Source organism: Micromonospora sp. NPDC000121 (assembly GCF_042899165.1).
Lineage (GTDB): Bacteria > Actinomycetota > Actinomycetes > Mycobacteriales > Micromonosporaceae > Micromonospora.
The window spans coordinates 69,296-87,066 of sequence record NZ_JBIAZP010000016.1; the positions used below are offsets into that span (position 1 = coordinate 69,296).

Consider the following 17,771-nt stretch of genomic DNA (forward strand, 5'->3'; position numbering starts at 1 on the left):
GTTCACTCGGACGACCCGCCCTCGTGGCCCGGGATCGCCCGCAGGGCGGCCCGCAGCTCGGCCCGGCCGGTCACGCCGAGCTTGCTGTAGATCCGTTGCAGGTGGTTCTCCACGGTGCGGGCGGAGAGGTAGAGCCGCTCCGCGATGACCCGGCTGGTCACGCCTTCCGCCGCGAGCCGGGCCACCTGCCACTCGCGCTCGGTCAGCGCGGGCGCCCCGGCCTGTAGCGCCGGCGTGCGGATGAGGTCGCAGCGGCCGAGCAGGGCCGCCAGGCGCTCCCGGGCCGCGCCCGCCGCCGGGGAGCGCTGCCGGCGCAGCCGGTCCAGGGCGGCGGCGGTCGCCTCCGCCGCGTAGACGGCCAGGTCCAGCGCCTCGAAGCCGTCGGCCACCGCCAGCAGCTCGTCGGCGGAGCCGGCCGCGGCGGCCCGGGCGTGCCGGGCCAGCAGCGGCGGGAGCAGGCCGTCGACGCGTTCGGAGAGCTCCGCCAGCCGCTGCGTGACGGTGCGCCGGCTGCCGTCGGAGCAGGTCGGGCCGATCGGGGCGGTCGCCCGGTCCAGCCGGACCAGCTCGTGCAGCACGTGCACCTCGTGGCCGGCGAAGCCGTCTGCCCGGAGCCGGTCGGCGAGCTGGACGAGGTGTTTGGCGGCGCCCGGCACGTCGCCACCGGCGGCGAGCACCGCGCCGCGCGCCTGCTCCAGCCACGGGTACAGCACGGCCATGCCCGGGGCGTGGGTGCGGTCGGCCTCCGCCATCGCCTCGGCCGCCTGCGCGGCGTCGCCGCGCAGGGCCGCCGCCTGGGCCCGTTCGGCCTGGGCCAGCCCGGCGTAGACCCGGCTGGTCGCGAGCACCGCGCACGCCTCGAGGCTGGTCCGCAGCGCCGCGTCGCTCTGGCCGCGCAGGCGGGCCGCGTACGCCTGGAGGATGGCCAGGTAGCCGGTGCCGAGCCGGAAGTCGCCGGCGCCGGCCAGGTCGGCGAACTCGTCGGCCACGATCGCGTCGATGCCGGCCAGGTCGCCGGCGAGCGCCAGCCGGGTGCCCCGGGCCAGCTCCAGGGCCAGTTGCAGGTACGGCATGTCGGCCCGCCACCGGCCCGCCTCGGCCTGCACCTGGTCGATCGCGGCGGCGCTGCGGTGCAGCTGCCCCTGCGCCGCCTGGAGGTATGCGATGGTGCTGCGCGCCAGCTCCCGGGCGGAGACGCTGGCGGCCGGCCGGTCCAGCACCGTCTGCCCGAGCCGCAGCGCGAGGCCGGTGTCCAGCCGGTGCAGCCGCATGATGCCCTCGAAGGCCAGCACCCGGGCCTGGTCGGCGGAGTCCTCCAGCGTCGAGCCGCGGGCCGCGATCTCCTCCACGGTGGACTCGCGGCTCAGGCCCCAGTAGCTGACCATGCCCCGCACGGTGAGCCAGCGGCTGAGCCGCCGGTCGCCCCGGATCTCGGCGGAGACCGCGTCGAGGACGGCGACCGCCTCCTCCGGCCGGTCGGCGAACATCAGGATGGTGGCCAGCAGCTCCGCGGCGTCGAAGCCGCCGCCGGCGTCGAGCGCCGCGCGGGCCAGCCGGGTCGCCAGCGGTACGTCGTAACGGGTGAACGCCTGCCCGGCCGCGTCGAGCAGCAGGGTGGGGTCCTGGGCGGTGCCGGAGTCGAGTCGCCAGACCGCCACCCGGAGCAGGTCGTCGCGGCGTCGCTTGCCGACCTGCTCCAGCAGTTCGGCGAGGCGGGCCTCCAGGCGGCGGGTCCGGCTCACCGGGCAGCGGCGGCGCATCACCTCGCCGTAGAGCGGGTGCGCCAGCCGCACGTTGGCGCGCCGGTCGTCGCGCACCACGACGATCAGCCCGCGCTCCTCGGCGTGCTCCACGTCCGCCGGGTCCACGGCCTGGTTGAGCAGGTGCAGGCCGAGCGGCTCGCCGAAGGCGACCAGCTCGACCACCGCGCGTACGCCCGGGGTGAGCTGCCCGATGCGGGTGTCGATCAGGTCGGTCAGGTTGGGCGCCAGCTCCAGCCGGCCGGTCCACTTCCAGATCCCGTACGTGCGGGTCAGCTCCCCGCGGTCGGCGGCGAACACCAGCTCGCGCAGCAGCAGCGGGTTGCCCGCCGAGAGCCGGCCCAGCCGGTCGGCGGAGGTGGCGTCGACCGGGCCGTCGAGGATCTCGGAGAGCAGCCGGGTGGTGTCGGCCGGCGCCAGCGGGTTCAGCTCGACGTGGTCGACGAGGTCGTCGGTCCACAGCGCGCGGATGGGCAGCGGGAGCTGCTCGCCGTCGCGCAGCGTGCCGATGACCGTGGCGTTCTCCGAGCGGGCGACGAGGTGCACCAGCGCGGCCGAGGGCGGGTCGAGCAGGTGCGCGTCGTCGATCGCGAGGACGATCCGGCGACCGGCCGCCTGCTGTTTCAGCACGTCCACCGCCCAGCGCAGGATGCCGGCGGGGGACAGGCCCTGCGGCTGCTCGGCCGGGAGCACCTGGACCAGCCCGCCGAACGGCAGCGCGGCGGTGGTGGCGCTGGCCGCGATCCACCACACCGCGTACCCGTCGCGGGGCAGCGCCGCCACCCCCTCGCGCAGCAGGCGGCTCTTGCCGATGCCGGCGCTCCCGCTGAAGAAGAGGCCCCGCCCCTCCGTGCCGGTCACCGCCGACAACAGGCGGTTGAGCTCATCCGTCCGGCCGACGAAACTCCACCGACTCATCGAGGCAGCATATCCATCGAAATCCGTCCGCGCCCGCATCGTCACGCAGCGAAGTTGAGTAATCTCGTGATTACTCCTAAGTATCCGAGGTGTTCGGGTCGGGGCCCTGGTCGCCCGTAATCTTCCGGCAGCCGGGGGTGCGACCCGGACGATTCCACGCGACCGGCGGCGCCGGTCGCCCGCCCTGGGAGGCCGCCCTCGAATGCAGTCCGGTCCTCTCCCCGCGGTCGACGTGCCCGACGACATTCCCGACGCCGCGAAGCTGCCCCGCCGAGGTCCCCTGCCCACCAGGCTCGGGGTGACCGAGCCGGGGCTCGGGGAACCGCTGGCCGTGGTCGCCGTCGGCCCGGCCGGCGCGGGCCGGCCCGAGGTGCTCGCCGACGTGCTCCGGCTGGATCCCGGCATGCTGACCGTGCCGGCCGGGAGCTGGCTGGTGGTCCGGCACTCCCGGGTGCCGACCCGGGCCGCCTACGTGCCCGGCTACCGCCAGCCGCATTCGTACGGGGCCGACCGGTTCGCCGCCGGGCCGGCGCTGGCCCGTCCGCCGCGCCGCGTCGAGCTGAGCGTGCCCGAGCCGCTGCTGCGGCACTTCAGCCTCGTCGACACGCCGGACACGGGCGCCCTCGGGACGGCCGGCACCCGGCTGCTGCTCGACGCGGTGGGCCGGTCCGGGGCGGTGCTCTTCGTGATCGCCGCCGACCAGGCCTTCACCGCCGTCGAGCTGAACCTGCTCGCCGAGGTGGCCCGCGCCCGGGTGGAGGTCTTCTTCGCGGTCACCCCGGGCGCGGCCGGCTGGTCGCCGGTGTCCGACGTGCCGGCGTCGACGGAGGGCACGGGGGCGTCCGTCGCACCGGTCGGGTCGGGTGCCGCGCCGGCCCCGGTGGACCCGGTCGCGATCACCGTCGAGGCGCACCGGGCGGCCCTGCTCGCCGCGGTTCCGGGGCTCGCCCGCGCCCGCTGGTTCGCGGCCGCCGACGGCGACGGGGCGGACCTGCGCCGGGCCCTGGTGGGCTGGGCCGCCGACGAGGGGCTGTGGCGGGCCAGCGCCGACCCGCCGGTGCTGCCCGGGGCGCACGGCCGGGTGCCGGTGGCCGCCGACCCGGGCAACTGGTCCGAGCGGCTCGACGGCCAGGCCCGCTCGTGGGCCCAGCGCATCCGCCAGCACCTCGCCCTGGAGTTGGCCAACGCCCACCTGCGCGTGGTGCAGGAGATCGTCTTCGGCGTCGGCTGCGCCGGCCTGCCGCAGCTGCTCGACCGGGAGATGGAGGCGCTGTCACTGCTGGCCACCGCCCAGTGCGACCACGCGGTCAACCGGCTCGTCGAGGACGCCGCCGGCCGCGTCCTCGGCGCGCCGCTGTCCGCGGGCGTACGCCGGCGCCTGTCCTTCGCGGTGCGCTGGGGCCTGGCCGACCACCCCGCCGGTCACGAGCTGGACCGCGTGCTGCTGGTCACCAGCACCGGGGGCGTGGCCGGGCTGACCGGCGCCGGCGCCACCGACGCGCTGGCGAGCTGCCCGGGCGCCGAGCGCGAGGAGGTGCTCCCGCCCGTCGCGGTGGCCCTCTCGGGCGGCTGCTGGCAGCACTGGCGCAGCCCCGGCAACCACGATCCCAACGCCGCCCGCGCCTGGGCGCAGCGCGCACTGCGCGAGATCGAGCTGGAGCTGGCCCGGGAGGTGTCCCGGCGGCTCGAGGTGGTCCGCCTCTCGCTGGACGGGGTGCTCTCCGATGCTGTCGACCACGGCATCCTGCTCGCCTGACGGCGACCGGGCCGACCGCGCCACCGGCCCCGCGCCGGGGCCGCCGCGGGCTGCCTCCGACGCGCCCGGCCAGGCCGGACGCGGTGATCCACGGCGGGCCGGCGTTCCGGTTCCTCGGTTCGCCGGATCCGGTGGCACGATGGGGGGCATGGCGGCTCCGCAGGTTGCACCGGTCGAGACGCCGGACACCGAAGAGGTGCCGGCGTCCGACCGGCCGTGGGTGACGATCGTGTGGGACGACCCGGTCAACCTCATGACCTACGTGACCTGGGTGTTCCAGAAGCTCTTCGGCTACAGCCGGGAGAGGGCCGAGCAGCTCATGCTCGACGTGCACCACAAGGGGCGCGCCGTCGTCTCCAGCGGCGCCCGGGAGCGGATGGAGCACGACGCGTCGCAGTTGCACGCGTACGGGCTGTGGGCGACGGTGGACCGGTCGTGAGCATGTTCCGTCGCCAGGGCGACCGCTACGTCGCCACCTTCGCCGTCGACGAGGTCCGGGTGCTGCGCAAGGTCGCCTCCGAGGTGGTCGGCCTGCTCACCGACGGCTTCGACCACTCCGACCCGGTGGTCGGCCGGCTCTTCCCCGACGTCTACCCGGAGGACCCGTCCGGCACCGCGGAGTTCCGCCGCTACACCGAGGGCGACCTCAAGACCGGCAAGATCGACCAGGCCGGGGCGATCCTCGCCGCGTTGCCCGACTCCGCCGGCGGCGAGGTGCGCCTCGACGCGGAGGCGGCCGAGGCGTGGCTGCGGGCGCTCAACGACGCCCGGTTGGCGATGGGCGTGCGGCTGGAGATCAAGGACGGCACGGACCTCGGCGAGGAGCTCGACGACGCGGTCGCCGAGGATCCGACCTCCAGCCGGGTGTTCCAACTGTCGGTCTACGCGTACCTCGGGTATCTCCAGGAGTCCCTGCTCAACGCCTTGATCGACTAGGGGTGACCGGCACCACCTTAAGCTGCTGCCCCACACGCGTTAGGCTGGAGCACGTGCTGAGCATCGACCGGTCGATCGTCGACGCGATCGTCGCCCACGCGCGTCGGGACCACCCCGACGAGGCGTGTGGCGTGGTCGCCGGTCCCGCCGGCAGCGACACCCCCACCCGGCACATCCCGATGGACAACGCCGCCCGCTCCATGACGTTCTACGAGTTCGACTCGATGGAGCAGTTGCGGGTGTGGCGCGAGATGGACGACCGGGACGAGGAGCCCGTCGTCATCTACCACTCGCACACCGCCACGGAGGCCTACCCGTCCCGGACGGACATCTCCTTCGCGGGTGAGCCGGGCGCGCACTACCTGCTGGTCTCCACGCGCGAGCCCGACACGGAGGAGATCCGCTCCTTCCGGATCGTCGACGGCGTGGTGACCGAGGAGCCGGTGCGCATCCTCGACGCGGGGGTGGACCCGCACGCCGTGCAGTCCTACATGTTCGGGCAGAGCCCGGCGACGGTCGACTACGAGTGTTCCGGCCGCTGACCCAGCGCCGCGTCACCCGTCCACGTCCCGTCACCTTCCGGCACACCCGATCATCACCGAGGAGCACGACATCATGGCCATCGAGGTTCGCATCCCCACCATCCTGCGCAGCTACACCGGCGGCGCGAAGGTCGTCGAGGGCGCCGGCGACACGCTCGGCGACCTGCTCGCCGACCTGGACTCCCGGCACGCCGGCCTCCGCGCCCGGCTGGTCACCGACACCGGGGCGCTGCACCGCTTCGTCAACGTCTACGTCAACGACGAGGACGTCCGCTTCCTCGGCGCGCTCGACGCCAAGCTCAACGACGGCGACAGCGTGACCATCCTGCCGGCCGTCGCCGGCGGCGCGTTCGGCTTCGCCGCCGCCGCGGCGATCGCCGGCCAGCGCGCGTCCGTCGCCGCCGGCTGAGGCGGCCGCGATGGCGCGGTACGACAGCCTCCTCGACGCGTGCGGGGGCACGCCCCTGGTGGGCCTGCCCCGGCTCTCCCCGACGGTGCCCGAGGGGGCGCCGCCGGTGCGGCTCTGGGCCAAGCTGGAGGACCGGAACCCGACCGGCAGCATCAAGGACCGGGCGGCCCTGTTCATGGTCCGCGCGGCCGAGGAGGCCGGCCGGCTCCGGCCCGGCGACACCATCCTCGAACCGACCAGCGGCAACACCGGCATCTCGCTGGCCATGGTGGCGAAGCTGCGCGGCTACCGGCTGGTCTGCGTGATGCCGGAGAACGTCTCGACCGAGCGGGTGCAACTGCTCCGGATGTACGGTGCGGAGATCATCTTCTCGCCGGCGGCGGGCGGCTCGAACCAGGCGGTGGCCACGGCGAAGCAGATCGCGGCTGAGCACCCCGACTGGGTGATGCTCTTCCAGTACGGCAACGAGGCGAACGCCCGTGCGCACTACGAGACGACCGGCCCCGAGCTGCTGCACGACCTGCCCACGATCACGCACTTCGTGGCCGGCCTCGGCACCACCGGGACGCTGATGGGCACCGGGCGCTACCTGCGCGAGAAGGTCGACGGGATCCAGGTCGTCGCGGCCGAGCCGCGCTACGGCGAGCTGGTCTACGGGCTGCGCAACATCGACGAGGGATACGTCCCGGAGCTCTACGACGCCACCGTGCTGTCCCGGCGCTTCTCCGTCGGCACCCGGGACGCGGTGCTGCGGACCCGGCAACTGGTGGAGGTCGAGGGCATCTTCGCGGGCTTCTCCACCGGCGCGATCCTGCACGCCGCCCTCGCGGTGGCGCACGAGGCGGTCCGCGACGGCCGCCGCGCCGACGTGGCGTTCGTGGTCGCCGACGGCGGCTGGAAATACCTCTCCACCGGCGCGTACGGCGGCACCCTGGCCGACGCCGAGGAGGCGTTGGAGGGCCAGCTCTGGGCCTGAGGAAGCCGCCGCAGGGTCACCGCCGCGCGCCGGTGGCCCTGCCGGCGGTTGCCGGCCGCGGTGGCCGCCCCGCTCACGCAGCGCTACCGTCGGGTCCCGGCTCGTCACGCACCGGGAGCGCGTGGCGCGGCGGGCGCGGGGCGGGTGTCACGTTGGTGACAACTTCCTGTGGATGATTCTTGCCGCCCCGCGTGCCGGCGTAGGCTGCGCAGCGTGGCGCACGCGTCGGTAGAGATCATCGAGAGAGTGGCCGTCGGCGCGATCACTACGCAGTGTGACAGCGAGACCACTCGATGCGCCTGACCGTGCTGGGCTGCGCCGGCAGTTTTCCCGGCCCCGAGTCCCCCTGTTCGGCCTACCTGGTCGAGGCCGACGGGTTCCGACTCCTGGTCGACTTCGGCTCCGGGTCGCTGTCCAACCTCCAGCGCTACGCCGGGCTGCACGCCCCCGACGCCATCCTGCTGACCCACCTGCACTGCGACCACATCCTCGACGCCGCGTCCTACGTGGTGGTCCGCCGCTACGCCCCGGACGGGCCCTACCCGCCGCTGCCGGTCTACGCCCCGTCCGGCGCGCCCGACCGGCTGGCGGCCGCGTACGGGCAGGAGGACAGCACGGTCGAGGACGTGTACCAGTTCTACGCCCTCCAGCCCGGCACCTTCCCGATCGGCCCGTTCAGCGTCACCGTCGACCGGGTCAACCACCCCGTCGAGACGTACGGCGTCCGGCTGGAGCACGACGGCCGGGTGCTCTGCTACTCCTCGGACACCGCGCCCTGCGACGCGCTGCTCCGGCTCGCCCAGGACGCCGACGTCTTCCTGTGCGAGGCGAGCTACCTCGACGGCGTGGACAACCCGCCGGACCTGCACCTGACCGGCCGGGAGGCCGGCGAGGCGGCGACCAAGGCGAGCGTGGGCCGGCTGCTGCTGACCCACCTCGTGGCCGCCTGGGGCAGCGAGGCGCACACCGTCGAGACGGCGGGCGCCGCGTACACCGGCCCGCTCGAGGTGGTCCGGCCCGGCGCCAGCTACGAGATCTGACCGCGCGTGCCCGCGCGTCGGGACACCGCGGGGCGGTTCGATCACGGCATTGCATAGGGTGCAGGCATGGCGCGACCTGACGGGCGGCGACCCGACGAACTCCGACCTGTGACGTTGACCCGGGGCTGGAGCACCCATCCGGAGGGCTCGGTGCTCGTGGAGTTCGGCGGCACCCGGGTGCTCTGCACCGCCAGCGTGACCGAGGGGGTGCCCCGCTGGCGCAAGGGCTCCGGGCTCGGCTGGGTCACCGCCGAGTACGCGATGCTGCCCCGCGCCACCAACACCCGCTCCGACCGGGAGAGCGTGAAGGGGCGCGTCGGCGGGCGTACGCACGAGATCTCGCGGCTGATCGGCCGGAGCCTGCGGGCCTCGATCGACCTGAAGGCGCTCGGCGAGAACTCGATCGTGCTCGACTGCGACGTGCTCCAGGCCGACGGCGGCACCCGCACCGCGGCGATCACCGGCGCGTACGTGGCGCTGCACGACGCGGTGACCTGGCTGGCCGGGCGCAAGGCGCTGACCGGCAAGCCGGAGAAGGTGATGCACCGCTCGGTGGCCGCCGTCAGCGTCGGCGTCATCGGCGGCGAGCCTCGGCTCGACCTCGACTACGCCGAGGACGTGACCGCCGAGGTCGACATGAACGTGGTCTGCACCGGCGCCGGCGAGTTCGTCGAGGTGCAGGGCACCGGGGAGGCGGGCGTGTTCGCCCGCGAGCAGCTCGACGCCCTGCTCGACCTGGCCGTGGCCGGCTGCGTGGAACTGGCCGAAGCCCAGCGGAAGGCTCTCTCATGAACAAGGTGCTGCTCGCCACCCGTAACCGCAAGAAGCTCATCGAGCTGCAGCGGATCCTCGACGGCGCGCTCGGCGCGCACCGCGTCGCCCTGCTCGGCCTCGACGACGTCGAGGAATACCCGGAGCTGCCGGAGACCGGCCTCACCTTCGGCGAGAACGCCCTGATCAAGGCGCGGGAGGGCTGCCGGCGCACCGGCATGCCGACGATCGCCGACGACTCCGGCCTCGCCGTCGACGCGCTGAACGGCATGCCGGGGGTGTTCAGCGCCCGCTGGGCCGGCCGGCACGGCGACGACCAGGCCAACCTCCAGCTCGTGCTGGACCAGATCGCGGACCTCGCCGACGAGCACCGGGGGGCGTCCTTCGTCTGCACGGTGGCCCTGGTGCTGCCCGGCGGCAAGGAGCACCTGGTCGACGGCCGGCAGACCGGACGGCTGCTGCGTTCGCCGCGCGGCGACGGCGGCTTCGGCTACGACCCGATCTTCCTGGGCGACGGCCAGGACCGGACCAACGCCGAGCTGACGCCGCAGGAGAAGGACGCGGTCAGCCACCGCGGCAAGGCGCTGCGCGAGCTGGCCAAGCTGGTGGCGAAGGTGCTGCCCCCGGCCACCGCCTGAACGCCGGACGGGCGGGCCACCGGCCCGCCCGTCCGTCAGCTTCCCCGATTCAGGCGAGGGGCCCGGTCTCGCGCTCGATGGCGGCGCGCAGCTCGGGCCCGGCCACCACGGCCCGGGCGGCCTCCATCAGCGGGGCGAGGAACACGTCCGGCCCCGGCTCCCCGGCGATCCCGCCGAGCGCCGCGACAGCCGCCCGACCCGCCGGCGACGGGTCGAGCGGGGCGCGTAGCTGGAGACCGCGTACGGCGGCGAGCAGCTCGACCGCGAGCAGGCTGGTCAGGTTGTCCAGCACCGTGCGCAGCTTCTTGGCCGCCGCCCAGCCCATCGAGACGTGGTCCTCCTGCATGCCGCTGGTGGGCAGCGAGTCCACCGAGGCGGGCGCGGCGAGCCGACGGTTCTCCGCGACGATCCCGGCCGCCGTGTACTGGGCGATCATCAGCCCGGAGTTGACCCCGGCGTCGGGGGAGAGGAACGCCGGCAGCTCCCGGGACCGGGTGACGTCGAGCAGCCGGTCGACCCGGCGCTCGGCGATCGCGCCGACCTCGGCGGCGGCGATGGCCAGGAAGTCCGCGGCGAAGCCGAGGGGCGCGCCGTGGAAGTTTCCGGTCGACTCGACGCGGCCGTCCGGCAGCACCACCGGGTTGTCCACCACCGAGACCAGTTCCCGGTCGGCCACCGTGCGGACGAAGTCCAGCGTGTCCCGGGCCGCCCCGGCCACCTGGGGGGCACAGCGCATCGAGTACGCGTCCTGCACCGCGTGCGCCAGGTCGTCGCGGTGCGAGTCCATCACCCGGGAGTTCTGGAGCAGCCGGTGGATGTTCGCCGCCGAGGCCGACTGCCCGGGGTGCGGCCGGATGGCGTGCAGCTCGGGCAGGAACGGCCGCTCCGAGCCGAGCATCGCCTCGATGGCGAGGGCGGCGGTGACGTCGGCCATGGTGAACAGGTGCGCCGCGTCGTGGATCGCCAGCAGCAGCATGCCGAGCATGCCGTCGGTGCCGTTGATGAGCGCCAGCCCCTCCTTCGCGGCCAGCTCGATCGGCGTCAGACCGGCCCGGCGCAGCGCGTCGGCGGCGGGGACGCGCTCACCGGCCGGGCCCAGCACCCAGCCCTCGCCCAGCAGCACCAGCGCGCAGTGCGCCAGCGGCGCCAGGTCGCCGGAGGCGCCCAGCGAGCCGTGCTCCGGCACCCACGGCGTCACCTCGTGGTTGAGCAGGTCGACCAGCGCCTCGGCGACCAGCGGCCGGACCCCGGAGCGGCCGAGCGCCAGCGAGCGGACCCGCAGCAGCATCATCGCCCGCACCACCTCGCGCGGCATCGGCGCGCCCACGCCGGCGGCGTGCGAGCGGATCAGCGCGTGCTGCAGCTCGGCCCGCCGCTCCGGCGCGACGAAGGTGTTGGCGAGGGCCCCGAACCCGGTGGAGACGCCGTAGACCGGCCGGCCGGCGGCCTCGATGTCGTCCACGATGGACCGGCTGGCGGTCATCGCGTCCACGGCGGCCGGGTCGAGCACGACCTTGGCGGTGCCGCGCGCCACGGCGAGCACGTCGGCGGGGAAGATCCCGGTGGGCTGGATGGAAACAGACGTCATTGCGGTGCTCCGTTGTGCAGGACCTGGCGGATCAGTGGCACACCCGGCCGGTAGGCCAGGTGCAGGTGGGACGGGGCGTCGAGGATCACCAGGTCGGCCCGCGCCCCGGGCCTGAGCACCCCGACGTCGTCGCGGCGCAGCGCCCGCGCGCCGCCGGCGGTCGCGGCCCAGACGGCCTCCGCCGGGGTCATCCGCATCTCGCGTACGGCGAGCGCGACGCAGAACGGCATCGACGAGGTGTACGACGAGCCGGGGTTGCAGTCGGTCGCCAGCGCCACGGTGACGCCGGCGTCGAGCAACCGGCGGGCGTCCGGGTACGGCGAGCGGGTGGAGAACTCGGCGCCCGGCAGCAGGGTCGCGACGGTGGCGGTGTGCCCGCCCTCGGCGCACCCGCCGTCGACCCGGCTGGAGGCCAGCGCGTCGACGTCGGCGTCGGTCAGGTGGGTGCAGTGGTCGACGCTCGCCGCGCCCAGCTCGACGCCGAGCTGGACGCCCGGCCCCGGGCCGAGCTGGTTGGCGTGCACCCGCACGCCGAGCCCGACGGCCTGGCCGCAGGTCAGGATCGCCCGGGTGTGGTCCGCGTCGAACGCGCCCCGCTCGCAGAACACGTCGATCCAGCGCGCGTGCGGGGCGGCCGCGGCCAGCATCGGCCCGCAGACCAGCCCGACGTAGTCGTCGGGGCGGTCGGCGTACTCGGCGGGGACGACGTGGGCGCCGAGGAACGTGGTCTCGTCGCTGACCTCGGCGGCGATCGCCAGGGAGCGGGCCTCGTCGGCGACGGTGAGGCCGTACCCGCTCTTGATCTCGATGGTGGTGGTGCCCTGCCGCATCGCCTCGTCGCGCAGCCGGCGCACCGTGGCCCGCAGCTCGTCGTCGGAGGCGGCCCGGGTGGCGCCGACCGTGGTCCGGATGCCGCCGCCGGTGTACGGCTGCCCGGCCATCCGGGCGGCGAACTCGGCGGCCCGGTCCCCGGCGAACACCAGGTGGGCGTGGCTGTCCACGAAGCCGGGGAGCACGGCGGCGCCCCCGGCGTCGACGCGCCGGTCGGCGGCCGGCGCGTCCCGGGCCGGCCCGACCCAGGCCACCCGGCCGTCCTCGACCAGGAGGGCGACGTCGCGGCGGATGCCCAGCGGGCCGCCCTCGCCGCCGCCGTCGTTGGTCACCAGCTCGCCGATGTCGTCGACCAGCAGACTGCTCACGCGGTGCTCCCCTCCGGTCGCGACTGCGGGGCTCGCAGGACCGGCTCACTCCTCGCGCTCACCGCGTCACCTCCTCGATGGCCGCGGTCAGCTCGGCCGGCACGTCGATCGTCAGGTGGCGGCCGTCGCGCACCACCACCCGGCCGTCCACCACGACCTGCGCGACGTCCGCGGCGCCCGCCGCGAACCAGACCCCCACCGGCGGTACGCCGGCCGTGCGCGGGCTGTCCAGCCGTACCGTCACCAGGTCGGCGCGGGCTCCCACGGCGAGCCGCCCGGCGTCGCGCCAGCCCAGCGCGGCGTGGCCGCCCACGGTGGCCGCGTCCCGCAGCTCGGCGGCGCCGAAGTGGCCGCGGCGGCGGGTGCGCAGCCGCTCGTCCAGCTCGACCGCGCGCGCCTCCTCGAAGAGGTCGACCACGGCGTGGCTGTCGCTGCCCAGGCTGAGCGGCAGCCCGACGTCGACCATCCGCCGGGCCGGACCGATCCCGTCGGCCAGGTCCCGCTCGGTGGTCGGGCAGAGGCAGACGCCGGTACCGGCGTCGCCGAGCAGCGTGAGGTCGCCGCCGGTCAGGTGGGTGGCGTGCACGGCCGTGGTGTCCGGGCCGAGCGCCCCGTGGTCGGCGAGCAGCCGGGCCGGGGTGCGGCCGTGCACGGCCCGGCAGGCGTCGTTCTCGGCGGGCTGCTCGGACAGGTGCACGTGCAGGGGCGCGCCCCGCCGGTCCGCCCAGTTGGCCACCGTGGCGAGCTGCCCGGCCGGCACGGCGCGCACCGAGTGGATCGCGGCGCCCACCCGGGCGTGGTCGTCGGCGGGCGTGAACGCGCCGGCCCGCTCCGCCCAGCGCAGCGCGTCGCCGTCGCCGAACCGCCGCTGCGGCCCGGTGAGCGGCCGCCCGTCGACGGTGGCGGTGAGGTAGCAGGTGTCCAGCAGGGTGATCCGGATCCCGGCGTGCGCGGCGGCCTCGACCAGCGCCGCGCCCATCGCGTTCGGGTCGGCGTACGGGGTGCCGTCCGGGCCGTGGTGCAGGTAGTGGAACTCGCCCACGCAGGTGACGCCGGCCAGCGCCATCTCGGCGTAGACCGCCCGGGCCAGGGCCAGGTACGAGTCCGGGTCCAGGCGGGCGGCGACCGCGTACATCCGGTCGCGCCACGTCCAGAAGTCGCCGCGGCCGCCGTGGGTGCGCCCGCGCAGCGCCCGGTGGAAGGCGTGCGAGTGCGCGTTGGCGAGCCCGGGCAGGGTCAGCCCGGGCAGCCGGACCGCGTCGCCGAGCACCTCCACGCCGGCGGGTGGTTCGCTCCCGGCGGTCAGCGGCGTGACGCCCGTGATCCGCCCGCCGGCCGTCTCGATCAGCACGTCGGCGGTCGGTTCGGCGTGGTCGGGCAGCCACGCGTACTCGGCGAGCCAGCGGGTCCCGGTCGTCTCGTGCGCCCCGCTCACCGGCATGCCAGCTCCTCCAGCACCCGGGCCAGGGCGGTCACCCCGGCGGCGCAGTCGGCGTCGGTGGCCGACTCGGCCGGGGAGTGCGACACCCCGGTCGGGTTGCGCACGAACAGCATCGCCGTGGGCACGTGCGCGGCGAGCACCCCGGCGTCGTGGCCCGCCCCGGTCGGCAGCACCGGCGCGTCGAGCAGGGCCGCGAGCCGGCCGGCCAGCCCGCCGTCGAAGGCGACCAGCGGGGTGGCGGACTCCTCGGTCAGCGCCACCTCCGTGCCGTCCCGGCGGGCCCGCTCGGCGGCCTTGGCGCGCACCGCGTCGACCAGCCCGGTCAGCGTGTCCGGCTCGGCGGCGCGGGCGTCCAGCCACCCGGTCACCTTCGACGGGATCGCGTTGGTGGCGTTCGGCTCCACCGACACCCGGCCGACGGTGGCGTGGGCGTCGCGCAGCCGGGCCTCCTTGTTCGCCGCCAGCACGGTGAAGGCGTACGTCAGCATGGGGTCGCGGCGGTCGGCCATCCGGGTCGTACCCGCGTGGTTGCCCTCGCCGGTGAACTCGAAGCGCCAGCGGCCGTGCGGCCAGATGGCGCTGGCGACCGCGACGGGCGCGTCGCCCTCGACCAGCGCGCGGCCCTGCTCGACGTGCAGCTCGACGAAGGCGGCGAAGCGGCCCACCAACTCCGGCCGGGCGCCCGCCGGCCGGTCGCCCAGCGCCTCGGCGAAGCTCACCCCGGCGGCGTCGCGCAACCCGGCCGCGCGGTCCACCGCGATCTCCCCGGTGAGCAGCCGCGACCCGAGGCACGGTACGCCGAACCGCGCCCCCTCCTCCTCGACGAAGGCGCCGACCACCAGCGGGCGGGCCGGCGCGACGCCGGCCGCGCGCAGCTCGTCGACGGCGAGGAACGCGCTGACGATGCCGAGCGGCCCGTCGTACGCCCCGCCGTGCGGCACCGAGTCGAAGTGGCTGCCGGTCAGCACCGCGCCGCCGGCCTCCGGCTCACCCCACCAGGCGAACAGGTTGCCGTTGCCGTCGTCGGTGACCGGCATGCCGCGCCGGCCGGCCTGGTCGCGGAACCACTCCCGCAGCCGCAGCTCCGGCTCGGTCAGCGCGTACCGCAGGTAGCCGCCGCTGCGGTCGTCCCGCCCGACCGGCGCGATCTCGTCCCACAGCGCCCGGAACCTGTAAGGAAGGGACCCTTCCTCTACCAAATCCGTTAGCAAGGTGCCCCGCCTCACGCCTCGGCCATGGGGGTGCGGACGCCGGTGCGCGTGGCGACCTCGCGGGCGGCGTCGTAGCCGGCGTCGACGTGCCGGATCACACCCATCGCCGGGTCGTTGGTGAGCACCCGCTCGATCTTCTGCCCGGCCAGGGCGGTGCCGTCGGCGACGCAGACCTGCCCGGCGTGGATGGACCGGCCGATGCCGACCCCGCCGCCGTGGTGGATCGACACCCAGGAGGCCCCGCTGGCGGTGTTGACGAGCGCGTTGAGCAGCGGCCAGTCGGCGATCGCGTCGGAGCCGTCGGCCATCGCCTCGGTCTCCCGGTAGGGGCTGGCGACGCTGCCGCAGTCCAGGTGGTCCCGGCCGATCACCACGGGCGCGCTCAGCTCGCCGGAGGCGACCATCTCGTTGAACCGCACCCCGGCCTTGTCTCGCTCGCCGTAGCCGAGCCAGCAGATCCGCGCCGGCAGGCCCTGGAACGCGACCCGCTCGCCGGCCATCCGGATCCACCGCGCGAGGGACTCGTTCTCCGGGAACAGCTCCAGGATCGCCCGGTCGGTGGCGGCGATGTCGGCCGGGTCGCCGGAGAGCGCCGCCCACCGGAACGGGCCCTTGCCCTCGCAGAACAGCGGCCGGATGTACGCGGGCACGAAGCCGGGGAAGTCGAAGGCCCGCTCGAACCCGCCGAGCTTCGCCTCGCCCCGGATCGAGTTGCCGTAGTCGAAGACCTCCGCCCCGGCGTCGAGGAACCCGACCATCGCCTCGACGTGCTTCGCCATCGACGCCCGCGCCCGGTCGGTGAACTCGGCCGGCTTCGCCGCCGCGTAGTCCCGGGCGTCGGCCAGCTCCACCCCCTCGGGCAGGTACGACAGCGGGTCGTGCGCGCTCGTCTGGTCGGTGACGATGTCGACGGCGACCCCCCGGCGCAGCAGCTCGGGGAAGACGGTGGCCGCGTTGCCGACCACGCCGACGCTCAGCGCGCGGCGGTCCCGCTTCGCGGCGAGTGCCCGCTCGACGGCGTCGTCGAGGGAGTCGGCGACCTCGTCGAGGTAGCGGTCGTGCACCCGGCGGTCCAGCCGCGTCCGGTCCACGTCGACGATCAGGCAGGCGCCCCCGTTCATGGTGACGGCGAGGGGCTGTGCCCCGCCCATCCCGCCGCACCCGGCGGTCAGCGTCAGCGTGCCGGCCAGGGTGCCGGCGCCCACCTCCTGCCCGTCGCCGCGGGCGCCGGCGAGCTTCGCGGCGACGGCGGCGAACGTCTCGTAGGTGCCCTGGAGGATGCCCTGGGTGCCGATGTAGATCCAGGAGCCGGCCGTCATCTGCCCGTACATGGTCAGGCCGAGCTGCTCCAGCCGGCGGAACTCCGGCCAGGTGGCCCAGTCGCCGACCAGGTTGGAGTTGGCCAGCAGCACCCGCGGCGCCCACTCGTGGGTACGCAGCACGCCGACGGGCCGGCCGGACTGCACCAGCATGGTCTCGTCGTCGCGCAGGTCGGTCAGGGTGCGCACCAGCGCGTGGTACGACGGCCAGTCCCGCGCCGCCTTGCCGGTGCCGCCGTAGACCACCAGGTCCTCGGGGCGCTCGGCCACCTCCGGGTCGAGGTTGTTCATCAGCATCCGCAGCGCGGCCTCCTGCGGCCAACCACGGGCGGTGCGTTCGGTGCCGCGCGCGGCGCGGACGGGCTGGGACATCTCGGGGTCTCCTCTCAGCCGAGGAACAGCTGGCGGCGGGCGGCGGACGCCTCGAAGGCCTCCAGCCGGCGTTGGGTGTCGGCGGGGTCGGCGTCGCAGATGGCCTGGAGCAGCACCATGGCCAGGGTCATCGGGGCGGTGTGCAGGTCGAAGACGAGCTGCGCGCCGACCGCGGCGGGCAGCACCACGTCGGCGTGCTCGGTGGCCGGGCTGACCGGCGAGTCGGTGATGGCCACCACACGCAGGCCGGCGGCGCGCGCCTCGCACAGCGCGTCCAGGGTCTCGCGGGGGTAGCGGGGGAGCACGAAGGCGAGCAGGGCGCTCGCCCCGGCCGCGGCGGCCTGTTCGAGGCGGTCGGTGAGCAGGCTGCCGCCGTCGTCGAGCACCCGCACGTCGGGGTGCACCTTGGCGGCGAAGTAGGCGAAGTACGCGGCCAACGGCGCGGCGGCCCGCAGGCCGAGCACCGGCAGGGGACGGCTGGCGGCCAGCAGCCGCCCGGTCTCGGCGATCCGGTCCCGGTCGGCGAGCTGCCCGGCGAGCCGGTCGAGGTTGCCGATCTCGGCGCGTACCGCCTGCTGGAGCTCGTTGCCCGCACCGGCGGGGCCGCCCGGCGTGCCGGCGGTCAGCTCGCGGAGCCGGCGGCGCAGCGCGGGGTAGCCGTCGTGGCCGAGCGCCACCGCGAACCGGGTGACCGACGGCTGGCTGACCCCCGCCAGCTCGGCCACCTCGGCCGCCGACAGGTACGCCGCCGTCGGCGCGTGCTGCACCAGGCAGTGCGCGATCCGGCGCTGGGTCGGGGTGAGCCGGACCCCCTGGAACAGGTCAAGCACCTGCTCGGTGGGCGCCGCGACAGCTCCGTCATTCACACGCCGACTCTATGCATAGAAACTTTCAG

Annotated in this window: 16 protein-coding genes; 9 read left to right on the plus strand and 7 right to left on the minus strand. The window is 75.2% G+C overall.

Going from position 1 to position 17,771, the window contains the following annotated elements; translation table 11 throughout:
* Positions 1-2: 2 nt before the first annotated feature.
* Complete coding sequence (locus tag ACFY23_RS30285) at positions 3-2,678, minus strand: LuxR C-terminal-related transcriptional regulator (protein ID WP_350676813.1); 2,676 nt, start codon at positions 2,676-2,678, stop codon at positions 3-5.
* A 202-nt stretch (positions 2,679-2,880) separates the two neighbouring features.
* On the opposite strand from ACFY23_RS30285, the gene ACFY23_RS30290 reads away from it, so the two are divergent.
* From ACFY23_RS30290 to rdgB, 9 genes are all read left to right on the plus strand, one after another.
* The gene (locus ACFY23_RS30290; protein ID WP_350676810.1) at positions 2,881-4,434 is read left to right on the plus strand and encodes a hypothetical protein; all 1,554 of its coding nucleotides are present in this window, start codon (positions 2,881-2,883) and stop codon (positions 4,432-4,434) included.
* A 148-nt stretch (positions 4,435-4,582) separates the two neighbouring features.
* Positions 4,583-4,873 (plus strand): ATP-dependent Clp protease adapter ClpS, encoded by a 291-nt coding sequence (gene clpS, locus ACFY23_RS30295; protein ID WP_350676808.1) that lies wholly within the window; start codon positions 4,583-4,585, stop codon positions 4,871-4,873.
* A 2-nt stretch (positions 4,874-4,875) separates the two neighbouring features.
* Complete coding sequence (locus ACFY23_RS30300; protein ID WP_176737528.1) at positions 4,876-5,370, plus strand: DUF2017 domain-containing protein; 495 nt, start codon at positions 4,876-4,878, stop codon at positions 5,368-5,370.
* A gap of 53 nt (positions 5,371-5,423) precedes the next feature.
* Positions 5,424-5,912, plus strand: coding sequence for a M67 family metallopeptidase (locus ACFY23_RS30305; RefSeq protein WP_350676806.1), 489 nt, complete (start codon positions 5,424-5,426; stop codon positions 5,910-5,912).
* Between the two features lie 73 nt (positions 5,913-5,985).
* On the plus strand, positions 5,986-6,321 hold the full coding sequence (locus ACFY23_RS30310; protein WP_350676803.1) for a MoaD family protein: 336 nt from the start codon (positions 5,986-5,988) through the stop codon (positions 6,319-6,321).
* Between the two features lie 10 nt (positions 6,322-6,331).
* Positions 6,332-7,297: a pyridoxal-phosphate dependent enzyme gene (locus ACFY23_RS30315; protein WP_350676800.1), complete on the plus strand. Its 966-nt coding sequence runs from the start codon at positions 6,332-6,334 to the stop codon at positions 7,295-7,297.
* Positions 7,298-7,590: 293 nt separating this feature from the next.
* Positions 7,591-8,337 (plus strand): MBL fold metallo-hydrolase, encoded by a 747-nt coding sequence (locus tag ACFY23_RS30320; protein WP_350676798.1) that lies wholly within the window; start codon positions 7,591-7,593, stop codon positions 8,335-8,337.
* A 66-nt stretch (positions 8,338-8,403) separates the two neighbouring features.
* Positions 8,404-9,129 (plus strand): ribonuclease PH, encoded by a 726-nt coding sequence (gene rph / locus ACFY23_RS30325; protein WP_350676796.1) that lies wholly within the window; start codon positions 8,404-8,406, stop codon positions 9,127-9,129.
* Positions 9,126-9,746 (plus strand): RdgB/HAM1 family non-canonical purine NTP pyrophosphatase, encoded by a 621-nt coding sequence (gene rdgB, locus ACFY23_RS30330; protein WP_350676793.1) that lies wholly within the window; start codon positions 9,126-9,128, stop codon positions 9,744-9,746. The genes rph and rdgB overlap by 4 nt, the downstream gene beginning before the upstream one ends.
* A 49-nt stretch (positions 9,747-9,795) precedes the next feature.
* On the opposite strand, the gene hutH is transcribed toward rdgB, so the two are convergent.
* The 6 genes from hutH to ACFY23_RS30360 are packed head-to-tail and all read right to left on the minus strand — an operon-like array spanning position 9,796 to position 17,742.
* Positions 9,796-11,334, minus strand: a complete 1,539-nt coding sequence (hutH, locus tag ACFY23_RS30335) for a histidine ammonia-lyase (RefSeq protein ID WP_350676791.1) — start codon at positions 11,332-11,334, stop codon at positions 9,796-9,798.
* Positions 11,331-12,533: an imidazolonepropionase gene (gene hutI / locus ACFY23_RS30340; protein ID WP_350676789.1), complete on the minus strand. Its 1,203-nt coding sequence runs from the start codon at positions 12,531-12,533 to the stop codon at positions 11,331-11,333. Before hutI ends, hutH begins: the two co-directional genes overlap by 4 nt.
* A gap of 58 nt (positions 12,534-12,591) precedes the next feature.
* Positions 12,592-13,974: a formimidoylglutamate deiminase gene (locus ACFY23_RS30345; protein ID WP_350676787.1), complete on the minus strand. Its 1,383-nt coding sequence runs from the start codon at positions 13,972-13,974 to the stop codon at positions 12,592-12,594.
* The gene (locus tag ACFY23_RS30350; RefSeq protein WP_350676784.1) at positions 13,965-15,185 is read right to left on the minus strand and encodes an allantoate amidohydrolase; all 1,221 of its coding nucleotides are present in this window, start codon (positions 15,183-15,185) and stop codon (positions 13,965-13,967) included. The genes ACFY23_RS30345 and ACFY23_RS30350 overlap by 10 nt, the downstream gene beginning before the upstream one ends.
* Positions 15,186-15,196: 11 nt before the next feature.
* Complete coding sequence (gene hutU, locus ACFY23_RS30355; RefSeq protein ID WP_350676782.1) at positions 15,197-16,876, minus strand: urocanate hydratase; 1,680 nt, start codon at positions 16,874-16,876, stop codon at positions 15,197-15,199.
* A gap of 14 nt (positions 16,877-16,890) precedes the next feature.
* Complete coding sequence (locus ACFY23_RS30360) at positions 16,891-17,742, minus strand: MurR/RpiR family transcriptional regulator (protein WP_350676779.1); 852 nt, start codon at positions 17,740-17,742, stop codon at positions 16,891-16,893.
* Positions 17,743-17,771 lie beyond the last annotated feature (29 nt).